Source organism: Streptomyces sp. NPDC054883, assembly GCF_053610645.1.
In genome coordinates this window covers 177,208-194,905 of record NZ_JBSGYT010000003.1, presented here as the reverse complement: position 1 = coordinate 194,905, position 17,698 = coordinate 177,208, and the positions used below count along the sequence as shown (strand labels likewise).

Sequence of the window (17,698 nt, the reverse complement as noted above, 5' to 3'; positions counted from 1 at the left end):
AAACGCGAGAGGATGGCGGGATGCACATGAAGCGCACGGCCGAGGCGGTCCGGTGAGCAGGTACGACGTCACGGACGAACAGTGGGAGGGACTCGCGCAGGTGGTCCCCCTGCGCAGTCGCAACGAGTGGCCTTCGCGGGTGGACCACCGCACGATCCCCGCGCGGCCCGGGACTTCGGCGGCCGAACAGCAGCGGCGCTTCGTGGTGATCCGGGTCCAGATCTTCGCGGACGCCCGTGAGGTGGCGGAGTACCTCATCGCGCAGATCCCGGTGCTGCTGGACCTGACGGGGGCGGACACCGAAGTGGCGAAGCGGATCCTGGACTTCAGCAGCGGTGTGGTCTTCGGACTGGGCAGCGGCATGCACCGGGTGGACCGCAACGTGTTCCTGCTGGCGCCGGTCGGCACCGAGGTCGAGGGCATCGCGGCCGCGGCCGTCCCCCGATCGTAGGAAGGTCCCGGCGGCGGAACGGTTCGCCGGGGCCGGGCCGGCCGCGGCGGCCCGTACTGTCCGGCGCATGGACGCCACCTTGGACACCGGGCTCGACAGCGGGACGTACGCGGAACCCGGCGCGGGCACCCCTCCGGACGCCGGGGGCGCGCTGCGAGCGGGCCGCCACCAGCGGCCCGCCGTCACCGAGTTACGCCTCGCGGCTTTCGGCGCGCACCGTTCGGCCGTGTTCCCGCTGGAGCCGGTCACGCTGTTCGCCGGGCCCAGCGGCAGCGGCAAGTCCCAGGCCCTGGCCGGCTACGAGGCACTGTCCCGGCTCGCCTCGGGCGACACCCTGGCCGAGGCGTTCCCCGACCCCCGTGCCCGGGTGCCCGAGTGCGCCGTGCCCGACGCGGAACGCCGGCGCGGCTTCCGGCTCGGCTGCACCGTCGACGGACCCCTCGGCCCGGTCCGGCTCGACCTCGCCGTCCAGGCAGAGCCCGCCCTGCGCCTCGTCGGTGAACGGCTCACCCACAACGGGCAGGTCCTGCTCACCACCGCACTGCGCGACCCCGGCCGGCGCTCCGTCCAGGCGGCCTGGCTGACCGGCGGAGCCACCGGCATGACCCGCGCCCCGCTCCCGGACGACCGGCTCGGCACCGCCCTGCTCCCGCTGCGCGTGGCCGGGGCCACGGCCGGGCAGCGGCGGGTGCTGGCCGCCGCCGAGCAGGTGGTGGTGGCGCTGCGCTCGGTGTTCCCCTGCGACCCCCGCCCGGACCGGATGCGGGCGCCCGTCCGGCCGGGAGCCGGGCGGCTGCGGGGCGACTGTGCGAACCTGGCCGACGTACTGCGCCGGACCCGCCACGAATGCGGCACCCGCCACGCGCTGCTCACCCAAGCCGCCCGTACCGGCTGCGCGGGACCGGTGGCCGCCCTGGACGTACGGCCGCGCCCGGACGGCTCCGTCACGGCGCTGCTGGACCGCGGCGCCACCGGGCCCGCGACGGCGCTCGGCCGCCTCGGGGCGGGTGAGCTCCGCTTCCTCGCCCTGGCCCTCGTGCTGCTGACGGGCCCGGGCGTACTGGCCGTGGACCCCGCCGCCGAACTGCTCTCCGCGCGGCAGGCGCTCACCGTGCTGGCCGACGGCTTCGACCTCGGCCTGGACCGGCGCCAGCGCACCGAACTGCTGCGCCTCGCCCTCCTGTCGTGCGCGCGCGGCCACATCCGGCTGGTCGCGGCGATCGGCGAGGAGACGGCGGGAACCGCCCGCGCCCTCCCGGGCGTCTCGGTGGTAGACCTGGGTCCATGAGCGACACGCACGACACGCACGGCACGAGAGACGCCGACGACACCGGTGGCGGGCAACCGGACGAACGGCTCTACCGGCTCCAGCGCCGGCTGGCCGACTTCGCGGCCGCCCGCGACTGGGCCGAGTACCACACACCGAAGAACCTGGCCGTGGCCCTGAGCGTGGAGGCTTCCGAACTCGTCGAGATCTTCCAGTGGCTGACGCCGGAACAGTCGGCCGAGGTCATGGAGCGGCCCGAAAGTGCGCATCGGGTGACCGATGAGGTCGCCGACGTACTGGCGTACCTGCTGCAGTTCTGTGAGGTCCTCGGGGTGGATGTGCTGGAGGCGCTGGCCGCGAAGATCGAGCGGAACGAGCTCCGCTTCCCTCCCAAGGGTGGTTCGAGCCCGAATCGTCACTCTTCGGAGTGATGGCCTCATCCACAACCATCTTTGTGTCCACAGATTTCCGAATACCCCTGGCTTTACTGGCTCGTTGCCCTCACTCTGGGTAGTGAGGGAACGGCGGCATGTCGTGCGGACGGGGGACGGCATATGGATGCGGTACGGCTCATCGCGGCCGGCCGGCACGCGCTGGCACAGAGCGGGGCTGCGTGGGACATCGTGGGCGAGGCCTGGCAGGCACAGGCGCTGACGCAGGGGATAGGGAGCTGGCTGGCGGTCACCGGGCCGCCGGAGCTGAGAGCGGAGGCACGGGTACTGGGGGAGGCGGGAGGCAGAGGCTGCGGCCTGCTCGACAGAGCGGCCGTGCGCGGTGAGGCCGGCATGCCGGACTATCCGCCGCGAGCCGCGCAGCTGACCGAAGTGGGGGACGTCCGGCAGGCGCTGCTCGGCCTCCAGGCGTTGCTCGGGGAGGTCGGCATAGCGCTCGTCGGAGTGGCCTGCGGCACGGACGACGAGACGTTGTACTGGCAGTGCATAGAGTCGATCGACGCGGCTGATGAGTCGAGCGACCGGGTCCGGGCCCTCCTTCGCCGCATCAGCGTGCGCGAGCGCGGCTCCGCCTCGGGCGTGTCCTGACACGCCGGGCGGCGCCGTACGCTCCGCACCGGGCCGGCGCGTACCGGTCAGGCGGACCGGGGCGACGGGTTGTCGCTGCCCGGAGCCGGGCTGGTCCGCGTCGTGCTGCCGGGGGCCGTCATGTCACCCGGGGCCGGCGCGGTGCTGGACGGCGTGCGCTCCGTGGAGGACTGGAGGTCGGCGTCGAGCTGGGACAGGTCCGCGTTCAGCGCCGCCATCAGTTCTTCCATCTGCTGGAGCAGTCCCTTCGGCGCGCCGCCGTCCTGGGCGGGGACCTGCTCGGGTGCGGCCGGTCCGGCCTGCGGGTTCTGTCGGCGGGTCTCCGGCACGGCCTCGTGGGACATGGCGGCCTCCTCGGCCCTGGCCCTTCCACGGGGGGGAAGGGGCGGTGGACGCGCCGGACGGGGCCGCCGGCGCGCGGGCCGGGCGGTCCGGCTCCGTCCGAGCCAACGATCACCGGTCGGGCCGGTCACTGGCGCGGCGCGCCGGGGGCCGTCCGGTTGACGCGGATTCACCCGGCAGGGGCCGGCGGGGCAGGATAGGGAGCATGGATCTTCGCATTTTCACCGAGCCGCAGCAGGGCGCGAGCTACGAGACCCTCCTTCAGGTCGCCCGCGCCACCGAGGAACTCGGGTTCGACGCGTTCTTCCGCTCCGACCACTACCTGAGCATGGGCTCCGCCGACGGCCTGCCCGGCCCCACCGACGCCTGGATCACCCTCGCCGGACTGGCCCGCGAGACCAAGCGGATCCGGCTGGGCACGCTGATGACCGCGGGCACCTTCCGGCTGCCCGGAGTGCTCGCCATCCAGGTCGCACAGGTCGACCAGATGTCCGGCGGGCGCGTCGAGCTCGGCCTCGGGGCGGGCTGGTTCGAGGAGGAGCACAAGGCGTACGGCATCCCCTTCCCGGCGGACCGGATGGCCCGGCTGGAGGAGCAACTCGCCATCGTCACCGGCCTGTGGGCCACCGAGCCCGGCGCCGCCTTCGACTACCGGGGCGTCCACTACCAGGTGGAGAACTCCCCGGCGCTGCCCAAGCCCGCGCAGTCGAAGGTGCCCGTGCTCATCGGCGGCCACGGCGCGAAGCGCACCCCCCGCCTCGCCGCCCGGTACGCGGACGAGTTCAACATGCCGTTCGCCTCGATCGCGGACAGCGAGCGGCAGTTCGGCCGGGTCCGGGAGGCCGCCCGGGAAGCCGGCCGCAAGCCCGAGGACTTGGTCTACTCCAACGCCCTGGTGGTCTGCGTCGGCAAGGACGACGCCGAGGTGGCCCGCCGGGCCGCCGCCATCGGCCGTGACGTGGAGGAACTCAAGGCCAACGGCCTGGCCGGGTCCCCGGCCGAGGTCGTGGAGAAGATCGGCGCGTACGGCGCCATCGGCTCCTCCCGCGTCTACCTCCAGCTGCTCGACCTCCACGACCTCGACCACCTGGAGCTGATCTCCTCCCAGGTGCTGTCCCAGCTCGGCTGAGGGAGGCGACGACCCGTGCCCCGTGCGGCCGGCCCGCTCGCCGAGGTACTCGCCCGCAGGGCCGTGCTCCTGGACGGCGGTCTGAGCAACCAGCTCGCCGCCCAGGGCTGTGACCTGTCCGGCGGCCTCTGGACGGGCCGGGTGCTCGCCGAGCGCCCGGACCAGGTGGAGGCGGCCCACACCGCGTACGTGCGGGCCGGCGCCGAGGTGCTCATCACCGCGAGCTACCAGATCGGGTACCGGGCACCGCAGGCCGGCGCACTGCTGAGGCGCAGCGTCGCCCTCGCCGACCGCGCCGCCCGGGCGGCCGGCCACGAGGTCTGGGTGGCAGCCTCGGTCGGCCCGTACGGGGCGGTGCGCGCGGACGGCTCCGAGTACCGGGGCCGGTACGGGCTCGGCGTCGCCGAGCTGGCCGCCTTCCACCGGCCCCGGATCGAGGCGCTGGTCGAGGCGGGACCCGACGTGCTGGCCGTGGAGACGATCCCGGACACCACCGAGGCCGAGGCCCTGCTCGGCGTGCTCGCCGGGACGGGCGTGCCCACCTGGCTGAGCTACACGGTGGCCGGCGGCCGCACCCGGGCCGGCCAGCCCCTCGCGGAGGCCTTCGCCCTGGCGGCGCGGACCCCGGAGGTCATCGCGCTCGGCGTCAACTGCTGCGACCCCCAGGACGTGGGGCCCGCCCTCGAAGCGGCCGCCTCCGTCACCGGCAAGCCGCTGCTGGCCTACCCGAACGACGGCTCGGTCTGGGACGCGGCCACCGGCCGCTGGCACCCCCCGCCGGCCCGGCTCCCCTGGCCGGTAACCGCCTGGCGCGCCACCGGCGCCCGCCTCCTCGGCGGCTGCTGCCGCATCGGCCCCCCTGACATCACGGCCCTCGGGGCCCGCCTGTCCTGAGGGTGTCGTGCTTCAGGTGGCTGCCCGCCATGCGTCGATGAGTGAGCGGACGGATGGATACCGGCGCTCCGGCAGGGTGGCGGTCGCTCGTCGGACCACTGCCAGTTGTTCCGGCGTCCCACGCCACTGCTTCTCCTCGTCGCCCGCGTCCAAGAGGAGACGGAGCGCCCGGCCCAGGCCGAACACGGTCGTCCGGGAGTCGATCAGCGATCCGCGCGCGAACTGCTCCGGAGCCATGTAGCGCGTCGACCCGGGCAGCCGGTCCGCCTCCAGGACGAACGGGCCGGGCCGGTACTCGTCCAGGTCGCACAACACCATCCGATGCAGGTCGAAGTCGTACAGCATGCATCCGTCGTAGAAGTCGACCGCGATGAACCCGGCGTCGTCCACCGCCCGGTGGGCGGAGAGGACGGACTCCAGCGCGGCGTGGACACGAGGGAGCGGCTGAGCCCTGAACCGCGCCATGGGACTGCCCGGAACGGCCCGGCCCCCGCGCCGTGAGCGGGTGGGGTGGTAGAGCACCTCGCCGCTCATCCATGGATGGACGAGTACGAGGCCGTCGTCCGTGGCGAAGGAGTACGCGAGGGGGACGAGAGACGCGTGGGACACCTGGCCGTGAAGCGACAACGCGCGGCGCAGGGACGCGATCCCCTCCGCAGTCGTGGCGGTCTTCACGAACCAACGCTTCCCCGAAGCCAGCAGACCGTAGGAGACGCAGCCGGAACCCTGCTCGTCGAACCGTCTGAACACGGTGCCCAACCGGTCCGGGGCGGCTGCGAGATCAGCGACGTGGGTGACATGCCGAAACGGGATGGTCGTCATTGCGCGCATGATGTCAACCCTTCGGTCGCGACGCGGCGCTCCTGCTCGCAACCGCGGCGGACGGATGCACCCGGGTCCCCGCCCGTGACCCGGAGCGTAAAGGCGCCGCCCCCGTACGGCCGGTAATTAGGTCGTATGGGGGAACTTTCGCCGAGAACTCCGGGAAAACCACCGGCGGGATCGTTCATCCAGGGCAGCGGAATGTCCGCGACCCTGGAAGGACGGAACGTCACCTATGAAGATGACCGCGCGCGGAAGCATTGCGGCGCTCATGACCTGTATGGCCGCGGCCGGCGCGGCCACCCCGGCCGTGGCCGACTCGGTTCCGGTGGGTGTCCCGCTGGACGCCGTGAAGACCACGCTGGGCGTGGACACCCCGCGCGTGGCCACCGGGGTGCCGGTACCGATGGTCGGCGCACCGGAGGCGCCGCGCTTCCACACCGGCGACCTGCTCCCGACCCCGCTCCTGCCGGTCGTCCCGATCAGCACGGACCTCGGTCGCACCCTCGTCACCTCCCCGGTGCCGAACCTGGCGGGCAGCCCCGAGACGGACGGCGAGGGTTCGCTGGACGCCAAGGAGACCACGCTGCTCACCCGCACCCCCGGCGCGATCGTCGGTGCCCCGCTGTCGATGCCGGACGGCAGCAACTTCGGGATCCCCAACGTCGTCACCCCCAAGCTGGGGCTGCTCGCCCCGGAACTCGTCGGCACCCCGACGGCGCTTCTCGGCCTGCGCTGAGCGCTCCGCGGACAGGGCCCGGCCGACCCCGGGTCAAACGCCGTCCGGTCTGGGAACGTGTACGGCATGGGATTCCATGTCGACTCCGAGACCGGGCGGCTGCGCCGCGTCATCCTCCACCGGCCCGACCTGGAGCTGAAGCGGCTCACTCCAAGCAACAAGGACGCCCTCCTCTTCGACGACGTGCTGTGGGTGCGCCGCGCCCGCCAGGAGCACGACGGCTTCGCCGACGTACTGCGCGACCGGGGCGTCGAGGTCCACCTCTTCGGCGACCTGCTGCGCGAGGCCCTGGAGATCCCGGAGGCGAGACACCTCGTCCTGGACCGGGTCTTCCACGAGAAGGAGTACGGGCCCCTCGCCACCGACCACCTGCGCCAGATCTTCGACGGCCTGACCTCCGACCGGCTGGCGGAGGCGCTGGTCGGCGGCATGACCAAGCGCGAGTTCCTGGAGCGGCACGCCGAGCCGGTCTCCGTCCGCTTCCACGCGCTGGAGCTGGACGACTTCCTCCTCCAGCCGCTGCCCAACCACCTGTTCACCCGGGACACCTCCGCCTGGATCTACGACGGCGTCTCCATCAACGCCATGCGCTGGCCCGCCCGACAGCGCGAGACCGTCCACTTCGAGGCGATCTACAAGCACCACCCGGTGTTCACCTCCTCCGGCGCCTTCCACTACTGGTCGCAGGGGCTGGCCGACTACCCGTCCACCATCGAAGGCGGTGACCTGCTGGTCATCGGCAACGGCGCCGTGCTGATCGGGATGAGCGAGCGGACCACCCCGCAGGCGGTGGAGATGCTGGCGCGCGGGCTGTTCGCCGCCGGGTCCGCGACGAGCATCGTGGCGCTGGACATGCCCAAGCGGCGGGCCTTCATGCACCTGGACACGGTGATGACGATGGTGGACGCAGATACGTTCACCCAGTACGCGGGCCTGGGCATGCTGCGCTCCTACACGATCGAGCCCGGCGCCGGCGCGAGCGAGCTGAAGGTGACCGACCACCCGCCGGAGCACATGCACCGGGCCATCGCCTCGGCCCTCGGGCTCGGCGGCATCAGGGTGCTCACCGCCACCCAGGACGTGCACTCGGCGGAGCGCGAGCAGTGGGACGACGGGTGCAACGTGCTGGCGGTGGAGCCGGGTGTGGTCGTCGCCTACGAGCGCAACGTCACGACCAACACCCATCTGCGCAAGGAGGGCATCGAGGTGATCGAGATCCCCGGCAGCGAACTGGGGCGGGGCCGGGGCGGCCCGCGGTGCATGAGCTGCCCGGTGGAGCGGGACGCCGTCTGACCCCGGGCGGGAGGGCCGTGGGGGGTCTGTATATCAATACGGTTGGTCGTATAGACTTCCAACATCCCCTGTTAGCGTCACCCTGGAGCGTCCCCATGGCCACCGACCTCGTCGGCCGCAGTTTCCTCAAGGAGCTCGACTTCACCGCCGACGAGTTCCGCGGTCTGATCGAGCTCGCCGCCGCCCTCAAGGCCGCCAAGAAGGCCGGCACCGAGCAGCAGTACCTCCGGGGCCGGAACATCGCGCTGATCTTCGAGAAGACCTCCACGCGCACCCGCTGCGCCTTCGAGGTCGCCGCCGCCGACCAGGGCGCCCGCACCACCTACCTCGACCCCTCCGGCTCCCAGATGGGCCACAAGGAGTCGGTCCGCGACACCGCCCGCGTCCTCGGCCGGATGTTCGACGGGATCGAGTACCGCGGCGACAGCCAGGCGGCCGTCGAGGAACTGGCCGCGTGCGCGGGCGTACCCGTCTTCAACGGCCTCACCGACGACTGGCACCCCACCCAGATGCTGGCCGACGTGCTCACCATGACCGAGCACTGCGCCCGGCCGCTGGAGCGGATCGCCTTCGCCTACCTCGGCGACGCCCGCTTCAACATGGGCAACTCCTATCTGGTGACCGGCGCCCTGCTGGGCATGGACGTCCGGATCGTCGCGCCCGAGGCCTACTGGCCGGCCGAGTCCGTGGTCTCGGCTGCCCGCGCCCTCGCCGAGCACAGCGGCGCCCGGATCACACTGACCGAGGAGATCGCCGAGGGCGTCGCCCAGGCCGACTTCGTCATCACCGACATCTGGGTCTCCATGGGCGAGCCCAAGGAGGTCTGGGACGAGCGGATCCGGCTGCTGTCGCCGTACGCGGTGACCATGGACGTGCTGCGCGCGACCGGCAACCCGGACGTGAAGTTCATGCACTGCCTGCCCGCCTTCCACGACCTCGGCACGCAGGTGGCCCGCGACATCCACGCCCGGCACGGCCTGGAGTCCCTCGAAGTGACGGACGAGGTCTTCGAATCACCGCACTCCGTCGTCTTCGACGAGGCCGAGAACCGGCTGCACACCATCAAGGCCGTCCTCGTGGCGACCCTCGCGGCGCCCGGCGCGCAGCTGCCCGCATAGTCATACGCGGATCCACCCCCGGGGCCGGTCCGGCAGGACCGGCCCCGTTCTCATGACCGCGCCCGGCACGGCGTCTTGCGGCGCGTCGGCATCGCGTTTCTGTGACGGGAGTCACGAGTCGGTGATACCGTCGGAGCCGTGAGCCCCTTCATCGGTTCCACCCCAGCGACCGAACGGTGGCGCCACCTCCGGGTGACCCGGCAGGACGGCGTGGCCACCGTCACCCTCGACCGGCCCGAGAAGCTGAACGCGCTCACCTTCGGCGCCTACGCCGACCTGCGCGATCTGCTCGCCGAACTCTCCCGCGAACGCTCGGTGCGCGCCCTCGTGCTGGGCGGCGAGGGACGCGGCTTCTGCTCCGGCGGAGACGTGGACGAGATCATCGGCGCCACCCTGGCCATGGACACCGCCCAGCTCCTCGACTTCAACCGGATGACCGGCCAGGTGGTCCGCGCCGTCCGCGAATGTCCCTTCCCCGTCGTCGCCGCCGTCCACGGAGTGGCCGCCGGAGCCGGGGCCGTCCTCGCGCTCGCCGCCGACTTCCGCATCGCCGACCCCACCGCCCGCTTCGCCTTCCTCTTCACCCGGGTCGGCCTCTCCGGCGGCGACATGGGCGCCGCCTACCTGCTGCCCCGGGTCGTCGGCCTCGGGCACGCCACCCGGCTGCTGATGCTCGGAGAGCCCGTACGCGCGCCCGAGGCCGAGCGGATCGGTCTGCTCAGCGAGGTCACCGAGGAGGGCAAGGCCCATGCCAGGGCCGCCGAGCTGGCCGCGCACCTGGCCGCCGGACCCGCCCTCGCCTACGCGCAGACCAAGGCGCTGCTCACCGCCGAGCTGGACATGCCGCTGGCCGCGTCGGTCGAGCTCGACGCCAGCACGCAGGCGCTGCTGATGCACGGCGAGGACTACGCCGAGTTCCACGCCGCCTTCACCGGGAAGCGGCCGCCGGAGTGGAAGGGGAGGTAGCCCCATGTCCGCGGACGCCATGCGGGTCGCCGTCGTCGGCGGCGGACCGGGCGGGCTGTACGCCGCCGCGCTGCTGGCCCGCCAGGGCCACAGCGTCGACATCTGGGAACGCAACGCGCCGGACGACACCTTCGGCTTCGGCGTGGTCCTCTCCGACGAGACGCTCGGCGGCATCGAGCGGGCCGACTCCGCGGTGTACGCGGCCCTGAGCGCCGAGTTCGTCCGCTGGGACGACGTGGACATCGTGCACCGCGGACGGCTGCTGACCTCCGGCGGCCACGGCTTCGCGGCCCTCGGGCGGCGCCGGCTGCTGGAGATCCTGCACGAGCGCTGCGCCGGGCTGGGCGTCCGGCTCCGCTTCCGCGCCGAAGCACCCGACGCCTTCGCCCTGGCCGGCTCCCACGACCTGGTGGTGGCGGCGGACGGGGTACACAGTGCGACGCGCGACGCCGGAGCCGACCGGTTCGCGCCGACCGTCACCGGTGGGCGCTGCCGGTACGTCTGGCTGGCCGCCGACTTCGCCTTCGACGCCTTCCGCTTCGAGATCGCGGAGACCGAGCACGGCGTGATGCAGCTGCACGCCTACCCGTACGCGGCGGACGCCTCCACCGTCATCGTCGAGATGCGCGAAGAGGTGTGGCGGGCGGCCGGTTTCGACCTGTGCGACGAGACCGAGTCCGCCGCCCGCTGCGCCAAGATCTTCAGTGAGGCCCTGCGCGGGCGGCCGCTGCACGGCAACCGCTCGGCCTGGACGCGGTTCCATACCGTCGTCAACGAGCGCTGGTCGCATGGCAACGTGGTGCTGCTCGGCGACGCGGCCCACACCGCGCACTTCTCCATCGGATCCGGCACCAAACTGGCCGTGGAGGACACCCTCGCCCTCGCCGAGGCGGTCCGCACCGAGCCGGACGTACCGGCCGCCCTCGCCGCGTACGAGGCGGCGCGGCGACCGGCCGTCGCCAGCACCCAGCGGGCCGCGGCCGCCAGCATGCGCTGGTTCGAGGAGATCGCCGGGTACGTGGACCAGCCCGCCCGGCAGTTCGCCTTCAACCTGCTCACGCGCAGCCGCCGGGTCACGCACGACAACCTGCGCCTGCGCGACGAACGGTTCACGCGGGCCGTGGAACGCGACTTCGGCTGCCCCGACGAGCGGACCCCGCCGATGTTCACCCCCCTCACCCTGCGCGGGCTGACCCTGCGCAACCGGGTCGTGGTGTCACCGATGGACATGTACTCGGCGCGGGAGGGCGTGCCGGGCGACTTCCACCTGGTGCACCTCGGCGCCCGGGCCCTGGGCGGCGCGGGCCTCGTCATGACCGAGATGGTGTGCGTCAGCGCGGAAGGCCGGATCACCCCCGGCTGCGCGGGCCTGTACACGGCGGAGCAGGCCGCCGCCTGGCAGCGGATCACCGACTTCGTGCACACCTGCGCGCCCGGAGCCGCGATCGGCGTGCAGCTCGGCCACTCGGGCCGCAAGGGTTCGACCAAGGTGATGTGGGAGGGCATGGACGACCCGCTCCCCGAGGGGAACTGGCCGGTGGTGGCCGCGTCCGCGCTGCCGTACCGGCCCGGCGTCTCCGCCGTCCCGCGCGCCCTCACCACCGCGGACCTCGCCGCGATCCGGGCCGAATTCGTCCGGGCCGCCGGCCGGGCCGCCGCCTGCGGCTTCGACCTGCTCGAACTGCACTGCGCGCACGGCTACCTGCTGTCCGGGTTCCTCTCCCCGCTCACCAACAAGCGCACCGACGCCTACGGCGGCTCCCTGGAGAACCGGCTCCGCTTCCCGCTGGAGGTCTTCGACGCGGTCCGCGAGGCCTGGCCCGAGGACCGCCCGGTGACCGTGCGGCTCTCGGCCACCGACTGGGCACCCGGCGGCACCACCCCCGAGGACGCCGAACACATCGCCGCCGCCTTCGCCGCACACGGCGCGGACGCCATCGACGTGTCCACGGGCCAGGTGGTGGCGGAGGAGTCCCCGGAGTACGGGCGTTCCTACCAGACGCCGTACGCCGACCGGATCCGCAACGCCCTGGGCGTCCCGGTGATCGCCGTCGGCGCGATCTCCTCCTGGGACGACGTGAACTCCCTGCTGCTGGCCGGTCGCGCCGACCTGTGCGCGGTGGGCCGCCCGCACCTCTACGACCCGCACTGGACCCTGCACGCCGCCGCCGACCAGTCCTACACCGTCCCGGCCGCACCCTGGCCGGCCCCCTACCGGGCGGGCAGCCGCAAGCCGCCGACCGGGCGCGGATAGGGGTGCGGGTGCGTCATACGGCCGTCAGCACGACGCGGTCCTCCACCGGCGTGTAGCCGAGGCGCTGGTACACGCCGTTGCTGGTGCGGTTCGACAGGTCCGTGAAGAGCAGCACCTCCGTGGCGCCGGCCGCGTACGCCGCCTCGCTCACGGCGTGGGTGGCCCCGGCGGCGTACCCCCGGCCGCGCAGCTCCGGCGGGGTGTAGACGGGCCCGACGCGGGAGACCGAGCCGATCGGGCGGAAGAAGCCCGCCATCGACACGGGCGCCCCCGCGTCTTCCCAGAGCAGCATCCCGCCGTACGAGATCCGGTGGCGCAGGACCGCCTCGGAGGCGCTTCCGGGCTCGCCGGCCTGGCGCTTGAAGGTGTTGACCCAGTCGACCAGCAGCGGCAGGTCCGCCTCGCCGGCGACCCGGGCCCCGCCCTGCGGCGTCGGGACCGGGGGGTGCAGGCCCGCCAGCCGGTACAACCGGTGTTCCTCCGCGATCCGCGGCGGCGTCCCCCACGCCCCGGCAAGCACCGCCGCGTCCGGGCGGCGGACGTTGTAGCCCTCGACCCCGGCCAGGAGCGGTTCGACGGCCTGCACGGCCCCGAGTGCCGCCGCAGCCCCGACCGGCACCACGCCCAGCAGCAGCGGGCGCGGCGGGGTGCACAGCAGGGCTCCGGACACGCCCCCGTCGGCGCCGGTCCACCAGCCGAACACAGGGGCGTGGGACCCGTAGGCCGTCGGGCCGCGCCGCTCCAAGGCATCCATGACGGTGAGGAGGGAGGTGTTCTCCACGGGCTGCGATGCGACGGCCGGGCCGGCGGCGGCCACGAAGGCGGTGAAGTCGGAGCTGAAGGTCCACGTCATGCCGGACCATCTTGGCCACCGCCCGGCGCGCCCGCACCCCCCTTTTCGGGTGCTACGCCTGCACGAACCCGCCCCCGGCGTCCCGCAGCCGGGCGTGCAGTTCCGCGAAGACGGCCGCCGCGCGGTCACCCGGCCAGTCCGCGGGCAGCAGCTCGCGCGGCAGCCCCGGGTCGGCGTAGGGGAGCCGGCGCCAGCTGTCCAGGGCCGGCAGGTAGCGCCGGTAGGCCTGCTCCGGGGTCGGCTCCGGGCCCGACTGGAGCGCCCGCAGCTCCGGCTCGTGCTGGTCGAGGAACTCCTCGTGCTGCTTGGCCAGCGCCGTCAGGTCCCACCAGCGGGCCACCGCCTCGGCCGTCGGCGCGAAACCCAGGTGGGCGCCGCGGAACAGCTCCACGTACGGCGTCAGGTGCAGCCGCTCCATGGTGCGGCCGGTCTCCTCGTACAGGTGCGCCGGGGCGATCCAGACGCCCGGCGCCACCGCGCCGAAGCCCAGCCGGGCCAGCCGGGAACGCAGCAGGTGCCGCTTGTGCCGCTCCTGCTCCGGGACGGAGAAGACGGCGAGCAGCCACTCCTGCGACAGCCGGGGCGGGGACCCGTAGATCCGCCGGTCGCCGTCCTCCAGCAGCTGCCGGGCCTCCTCGGACAGCTCGTACCCGGCCGACCCGTCGGCCGCCCGTGCGGGCAGCAGGAAGCCGCGCCGCTTCAGCCGGGACACCGACGAGCGGACGGAGGGTGCGTCCACGCCGACCGCGCCCAGCAGGCGGATCAGCGCGGACACCGGGACCGGGCCCTCGAAGGCCCGCCCGTAGGCACCGTAGAACGTGACGATCAGGGATCGCGGGGTGTGCTGCTCGGCCACGGGTTCACTCTAGATCGCGCAGCCGGAAGCGTTGGAGTTTGCCCGTCGGCGTCCGCGGGAGCGCCGGGACGAAGACGAAGGAGCGCGGGCACTTGTGCGGCGCCAGCTCGGTCCGCATGAAGGCCCGCAGCGCCTCCTCCGTCAGCGTGGCGCCGTCCCGCGGGACGGCGTACGCCACGACGACCTGGCCCCGCCGCTCGTCCGGGCGCCCGACCACCGCGGCCTCCGCCACGTCCGGGTGGCGCAGCAGCGTCTCCTCGACCTCCGGGCCGGAGATGTTGTACCCCGAGGAGATGATCATGTCGTCGGCGCGGGCGACGTACCGGAAGTAGCCGTCCGCGTCGCGTACGTACGTGTCCCCGGTCAGGTTCCAGCCCTCCCGTACGTACTCCGCCTGCCGCGGATCGGCCAGGTAGCGGCAGCCCACCGGCCCCCGGACGGCCAGCAGCCCCGGCTCCCCGTCCGGCACGGGCCGCCCCGCCGGATCCACGACGCGGGCTTCCCAGCCCGGCACCGCCCGGCCCGTGGTGCCCGGCCGGATGTCCTCGTCGGCGGCCGAGATGAAGATGTGCAGCAGTTCGGTGGCCCCGATGCCGTTGATGATGCGCAGCCCGGTGCGCTCGTACCAGGCCTGCCAGGTGGCGGCCGGCAGGTTCTCGCCCGCCGAGACGCAGCGCCGCAGCGCGCCGAGGTCGTAGGCGCCGGCGTCGTACGGACCCAGGGTGTCCAGCATCGCCCGGTAGGCGGTGGGCGCCGTGAACAGGACGGTCACCCGGTGTTCGGCGAGGGCCGGCAGCAGCTGCCGCGGCGCCGCCTGCTCCAGCAGCAGCGCGGAGGCGCCGGCGCGCAGCGGGAAGACCACCAGACCGCCGAGCCCGAAGGTGAAGCCGAGCGGCGGACTGCCCGCGAACACGTCGTCGGGGCGGGGGCGCAGCACGTGGCGCGAGAAGGTGTCGGCCACGGCGAGCAGGTCCCGGTGGAAGTGCAGGCAGCCCTTGGGGCGGCCGGTGGTGCCGGAGGTGAAGGCGATCAGGGCCACGTCGTCGGCTGAGGTCGCGACGGCGGGAAACGGTTCCGCGTGCCCTGCGGCGAGGCGGAGGAGGTCGTCGGGGGCCGCCCCGCCGTACGGAGTGATCCGCAGCCCCGGCACCTCGGCCTTGACCAGGTCGTCCAGCACGTCCACGTGGCACAGGGCGTGGCGCACCTCGGCCATCGCGCACACCGTGGCCAGCTCCTGGGCGCGCTGCCGGGCCAGTACGGTGACCGCCACCGCCCCCGCCTTCAGCACCGCGAGCCAGCAGGCCGCCAGCCACGGGCTGGTCGGCCCGCGCAGCAGCACCCGGTTGCCGGGGACGACGCCGAGCTCGGCGGTGAGGACGTGGGCGAGCCGGTCGACGCGCTCGCGCAGCTCCCCGTACGACCACACCTCGCCGCCGCCGCCCCGGAAGGCGGGGCGGTGCGGCCCGAACCGGTCGATGGTGGCGTCCAGCAGCTCGGCCCCGCAGTTCAGCCGGTCCGGATAGGCCAGCTCGGGCAGGTCGAACAGCAGTCGCGGCCAGGCTCCGCCGGGCGGCAGGCGGTCGCGGGTAAAGGTGTCGACGTGCGCGGAAGGCTTGAGCTCCAAGGCTGGTTCGCCCCCTCGGGACGGTCGCGGGTCGCGGGACGAGCGTATCGTGACGGTGACGGCAGTCAACAGGACGCGATAGATGCGGGGTTGTTTGCATGACCGGATTCGCGCTCGGGGCGGACGAAGAGGAATGGTGCGGGCGGCTGCGCACCCTGTCGGCACAGCGGCTGCGGCCGCTGGCCGAGAAGGGCGGCCCGGGCCGGGTCAACCGGCCGCTGCTGGCCGCGCTCGGGGAAGAGGGCCTGCTGGAGCGGGTGTTCGCCGCGGGCGCGCTGGAGCTGTGCCTGCTGCGGGAGTCGCTGGCGTACGGCTGCACGGAGGCCGAGACGGCGCTGGCCCTCCAGGGGCTGGGCGGGTACCCGGTGCTGCGGGCCGGAAGCCCGGCGCAGCGGGAGCGGTGGCTGCCGGGCGTCCGGACGGGCCGGCTGGTGGCAGCGTTCGCCCTCAGCGAGCCCGGCGCCGGTTCGGACGCGGCGGCGCTGGCCCTGTCGGCGCGGCGGGACGGCCAGGGCTGGCGGCTCACGGGGGAGAAGCGGTGGATTTCCAACGCCCCCGAGGCGGATTTCTACACCGTGTTCGCCCGTACGGGTGAGGGGCCGGGGGCCAAGGGCATCACCGCGTTCCTCGTCCCCGCCGACCGGCCGGGCCTGACGGGCGAGGCGCTGGACATGCTCTCGCCGCACCCCATCGGCTCGCTCTCCTTCGACGGGGTGCCGGCCGGCCCCGAGGACGTGCTCGGCGAGCCGGGGTGCGGGTTCCGCGTCGCGATGGACACCCTCAACCTGTTCCGGCCCAGCGTCGGAGCCTTCGCCGTGGGCATGGCCCGGGCCGCACTGGACGCGACGCTCGCCCACACGGCGGGCCGCGCCGCCTTCGGCGGGGTCCTGGCGGACCTCCAGGCGGTGGCGCACCGGGTGGCGGAGATGGCGACGCGGACCGAGGCCGCCCGGCTGCTGGTCTACGCGGCCGCCGGGGCCTACGACAGCGGATCCCCCGAGGTGCCGCGACGGGCGGCCATGGCGAAGCTCCTGGCGACGGAGACGGCCCAGTACGTGGTGGACCACGCGGTCCAGCTGCACGGCGCGATCGCCCTCCAGCGGGGCCACCTGCTGGAACACCTGTACCGGGAGGTCCGTGCCCCGCGCATCTACGAGGGGGCCAGTGAGGTCCAGCGCACGATCATCGCCAAGGAGCTCTACCGGGAGGTGGCGGCGCGATGAGCCTGGAACGTGTCAATCCGGCGGACCTCGCCCCGCCGGCCGGCTTCTCGCACGCCGTCGCCGCGACCGGCTCCCGGCTGGTGTTCCTGGCCGGCCAGACCGCGCTGGACGGCTCCGGCAAGGTGGTGGGGGACACCCTGCCGGAACAGTTCGAGCGTGCGCTGTCCAACCTGCTCACGGCGCTCGCGGCGGCGGGCGGGAGCCCCGAGCGGCTGGCCCGTGTGACGGTGTATCCGGTGGACGTGGAGGCGTACCGCCGGCACGCCCCGGAACTCGGCCGCATCTGGCGGGCCCTGGCGGGCCGCGACTATCCGGCGATGGCGGTGATCGGCGCCGTCAGGCTGTGGGACGAACAGGCCCTGGTCGAACTCGACGGCATCGCCGTCCTGGACTGACTCCCGCGTCGCGGGCGCCTTTGACAGCGGCGGGGAGAGGAGAGAGGGTTGAAATGACCTTTTCATCCAGAACATCGTCAATGCTCGGAGGTGCATCATTATGCGCCGTGGGATCATCGCTGCGGTCGTGGCAGGGGCCGCCGGAGTAACGCTCGGCCTGATGCCGGTGAGCGGCGCGTTCGCCGCGACCCTCCCGCAACACCACCAGCACGGCTCCGACCAGTGGCGGGGGGACGGCGGGCGCGACCGGTGCGGGAACGACCACCACGACAACGGCAACCGGAGCAACGGCAACCGGAACCACGACTCCCAGAGCCACTGGAACAACGGCGGCTGGAAGAACGCCGGATGGGACGACAACGGGTCCGGCCGGAACCACCACGGCGGTGACGGCGATAACTGGTGACGCCGGGGCAGGGCCCGCTGACCGTG

Annotated in this window: 19 protein-coding genes; 14 read left to right on the top strand and 5 right to left on the bottom strand. The window is 73.4% G+C overall.

Annotated elements, in window-relative coordinates; all coding sequences use genetic code 11:
- Positions 1-52: 52 nt before the first annotated feature.
- From ACWGH1_RS04505 to ACWGH1_RS04490, 4 genes are all read left to right on the top strand, one after another.
- Positions 53-451, top strand: coding sequence for a cell division protein SepF (locus ACWGH1_RS04505; RefSeq protein WP_136212627.1), 399 nt, complete (start codon positions 53-55; stop codon positions 449-451).
- A gap of 67 nt (positions 452-518) precedes the next feature.
- Positions 519-1,739, top strand: a complete 1,221-nt coding sequence (locus ACWGH1_RS04500) for an ATP-binding protein (RefSeq protein ID WP_453353897.1) — start codon at positions 519-521, stop codon at positions 1,737-1,739.
- Complete coding sequence (locus tag ACWGH1_RS04495; RefSeq protein ID WP_453353898.1) at positions 1,736-2,149, top strand: nucleotide pyrophosphohydrolase; 414 nt, start codon at positions 1,736-1,738, stop codon at positions 2,147-2,149. The genes ACWGH1_RS04500 and ACWGH1_RS04495 overlap by 4 nt, the downstream gene beginning before the upstream one ends.
- 123 nt (positions 2,150-2,272) lie before the next feature.
- Positions 2,273-2,758: a DUF6099 family protein gene (locus ACWGH1_RS04490; RefSeq protein ID WP_453353899.1), complete on the top strand. Its 486-nt coding sequence runs from the start codon at positions 2,273-2,275 to the stop codon at positions 2,756-2,758.
- Between the two features lie 47 nt (positions 2,759-2,805).
- Here ACWGH1_RS04490 and ACWGH1_RS04485 read toward each other — a convergent pair whose 3' ends face one another.
- Positions 2,806-3,102, bottom strand: a complete 297-nt coding sequence (locus tag ACWGH1_RS04485; protein WP_453353900.1) for a hypothetical protein — start codon at positions 3,100-3,102, stop codon at positions 2,806-2,808.
- A 203-nt stretch (positions 3,103-3,305) separates the two neighbouring features.
- Here ACWGH1_RS04485 and ACWGH1_RS04480 point away from each other — a divergent pair, with 203 nt between their 5' ends.
- Complete coding sequence (locus ACWGH1_RS04480; RefSeq protein ID WP_453353901.1) at positions 3,306-4,229, top strand: LLM class F420-dependent oxidoreductase; 924 nt, start codon at positions 3,306-3,308, stop codon at positions 4,227-4,229.
- Positions 4,230-4,244: 15 nt separating this feature from the next.
- Positions 4,245-5,123, top strand: coding sequence for a homocysteine S-methyltransferase (gene mmuM, locus ACWGH1_RS04475; RefSeq protein ID WP_453353902.1), 879 nt, complete (start codon positions 4,245-4,247; stop codon positions 5,121-5,123).
- Positions 5,124-5,135: 12 nt separating this feature from the next.
- Here mmuM and ACWGH1_RS04470 read toward each other — a convergent pair whose 3' ends face one another.
- On the bottom strand, positions 5,136-5,945 hold the full coding sequence (locus tag ACWGH1_RS04470) for a serine/threonine protein kinase (protein WP_453353903.1): 810 nt from the start codon (positions 5,943-5,945) through the stop codon (positions 5,136-5,138).
- A 241-nt stretch (positions 5,946-6,186) separates the two neighbouring features.
- Between ACWGH1_RS04470 and ACWGH1_RS04465 the strand changes: the two genes are divergently transcribed.
- From ACWGH1_RS04465 to ACWGH1_RS04445, 5 genes are all read left to right on the top strand, one after another.
- The gene (locus tag ACWGH1_RS04465; protein ID WP_453353904.1) at positions 6,187-6,684 is read left to right on the top strand and encodes a hypothetical protein; all 498 of its coding nucleotides are present in this window, start codon (positions 6,187-6,189) and stop codon (positions 6,682-6,684) included.
- A 66-nt stretch (positions 6,685-6,750) separates the two neighbouring features.
- Positions 6,751-7,977 carry an arginine deiminase gene (locus ACWGH1_RS04460; RefSeq protein ID WP_453353905.1) on the top strand — a complete coding sequence of 409 codons (1,227 nt, stop codon included), beginning with the start codon at positions 6,751-6,753 and terminating at the stop codon, positions 7,975-7,977.
- 95 nt (positions 7,978-8,072) lie between these two features.
- Positions 8,073-9,095, top strand: coding sequence for an ornithine carbamoyltransferase (gene argF, locus ACWGH1_RS04455; protein ID WP_453353906.1), 1,023 nt, complete (start codon positions 8,073-8,075; stop codon positions 9,093-9,095).
- 138 nt (positions 9,096-9,233) lie between these two features.
- Positions 9,234-10,061 (top strand): enoyl-CoA hydratase family protein, encoded by an 828-nt coding sequence (locus ACWGH1_RS04450; protein WP_453408412.1) that lies wholly within the window; start codon positions 9,234-9,236, stop codon positions 10,059-10,061.
- Positions 10,062-10,065: 4 nt separating this feature from the next.
- A complete protein-coding gene (locus ACWGH1_RS04445; RefSeq protein WP_453353550.1) occupies positions 10,066-12,315 on the top strand; it encodes a bifunctional salicylyl-CoA 5-hydroxylase/oxidoreductase in 2,250 nt (749 codons plus the stop codon).
- A 13-nt stretch (positions 12,316-12,328) separates the two neighbouring features.
- On the opposite strand, the gene ACWGH1_RS04440 is transcribed toward ACWGH1_RS04445, so the two are convergent.
- From ACWGH1_RS04440 to ACWGH1_RS04430, 3 genes are read right to left on the bottom strand one after another with little or no spacing between them, the layout of a single operon-like run.
- Entirely contained in the window at positions 12,329-13,168 is an 840-nt protein-coding gene (locus tag ACWGH1_RS04440) for a GNAT family N-acetyltransferase (RefSeq protein WP_453353551.1), read from the bottom strand.
- A gap of 52 nt (positions 13,169-13,220) precedes the next feature.
- Positions 13,221-14,024: a PaaX family transcriptional regulator gene (locus tag ACWGH1_RS04435; protein WP_453353552.1), complete on the bottom strand. Its 804-nt coding sequence runs from the start codon at positions 14,022-14,024 to the stop codon at positions 13,221-13,223.
- A 4-nt stretch (positions 14,025-14,028) separates the two neighbouring features.
- Positions 14,029-15,648, bottom strand: coding sequence for an AMP-binding protein (locus ACWGH1_RS04430; RefSeq protein ID WP_453353553.1), 1,620 nt, complete (start codon positions 15,646-15,648; stop codon positions 14,029-14,031).
- 98 nt (positions 15,649-15,746) lie between these two features.
- Here ACWGH1_RS04430 and ACWGH1_RS04425 point away from each other — a divergent pair, with 98 nt between their 5' ends.
- The 3 genes from ACWGH1_RS04425 (at position 15,747) to ACWGH1_RS04415 (ending at position 17,672) form a co-directional block, all read left to right on the top strand.
- Entirely contained in the window at positions 15,747-16,871 is a 1,125-nt protein-coding gene (locus ACWGH1_RS04425; RefSeq protein ID WP_453353554.1) for an acyl-CoA dehydrogenase family protein, read from the top strand.
- Positions 16,868-17,266, top strand: coding sequence for a RidA family protein (locus ACWGH1_RS04420; protein WP_453353555.1), 399 nt, complete (start codon positions 16,868-16,870; stop codon positions 17,264-17,266). Before ACWGH1_RS04425 ends, ACWGH1_RS04420 begins: the two co-directional genes overlap by 4 nt.
- A gap of 100 nt (positions 17,267-17,366) precedes the next feature.
- On the top strand, positions 17,367-17,672 hold the full coding sequence (locus tag ACWGH1_RS04415; RefSeq protein ID WP_453353556.1) for a hypothetical protein: 306 nt from the start codon (positions 17,367-17,369) through the stop codon (positions 17,670-17,672).
- Positions 17,673-17,698: the final 26 nt, after the last annotated feature.

Excerpts from the sequence above, each read along its gene's own strand:
- ACWGH1_RS04500 (WP_453353897.1), top strand. The coding sequence starts at position 519 with ATGGACGCCACCTTGGACACCGGGCTCGACAGCGGGACGTACGCGGAA.
- ACWGH1_RS04495 (WP_453353898.1), top strand. The coding sequence starts at position 1,736 with ATGAGCGACACGCACGACACGCACGGCACGAGAGACGCCGACGACACC.
- ACWGH1_RS04490 (WP_453353899.1), top strand. The coding sequence starts at position 2,273 with ATGGATGCGGTACGGCTCATCGCGGCCGGCCGGCACGCGCTGGCACAG.
- ACWGH1_RS04485 (WP_453353900.1), bottom strand. The coding sequence starts at position 3,102 with ATGTCCCACGAGGCCGTGCCGGAGACCCGCCGACAGAACCCGCAGGCC.
- ACWGH1_RS04480 (WP_453353901.1), top strand. The coding sequence starts at position 3,306 with ATGGATCTTCGCATTTTCACCGAGCCGCAGCAGGGCGCGAGCTACGAG.
- ACWGH1_RS04470 (WP_453353903.1), bottom strand. The coding sequence starts at position 5,945 with ATGACGACCATCCCGTTTCGGCATGTCACCCACGTCGCTGATCTCGCA.
- ACWGH1_RS04465 (WP_453353904.1), top strand. The coding sequence starts at position 6,187 with ATGACCGCGCGCGGAAGCATTGCGGCGCTCATGACCTGTATGGCCGCG.
- ACWGH1_RS04460 (WP_453353905.1), top strand. The coding sequence starts at position 6,751 with ATGGGATTCCATGTCGACTCCGAGACCGGGCGGCTGCGCCGCGTCATC.
- argF (WP_453353906.1), top strand. The coding sequence starts at position 8,073 with ATGGCCACCGACCTCGTCGGCCGCAGTTTCCTCAAGGAGCTCGACTTC.
- ACWGH1_RS04445 (WP_453353550.1), top strand. The coding sequence starts at position 10,066 with ATGTCCGCGGACGCCATGCGGGTCGCCGTCGTCGGCGGCGGACCGGGC.
- ACWGH1_RS04440 (WP_453353551.1), bottom strand. The coding sequence starts at position 13,168 with ATGACGTGGACCTTCAGCTCCGACTTCACCGCCTTCGTGGCCGCCGCC.
- ACWGH1_RS04425 (WP_453353554.1), top strand. The coding sequence starts at position 15,747 with ATGACCGGATTCGCGCTCGGGGCGGACGAAGAGGAATGGTGCGGGCGG.
- ACWGH1_RS04420 (WP_453353555.1), top strand. The coding sequence starts at position 16,868 with ATGAGCCTGGAACGTGTCAATCCGGCGGACCTCGCCCCGCCGGCCGGC.
- ACWGH1_RS04415 (WP_453353556.1), top strand. The coding sequence starts at position 17,367 with ATGCGCCGTGGGATCATCGCTGCGGTCGTGGCAGGGGCCGCCGGAGTA.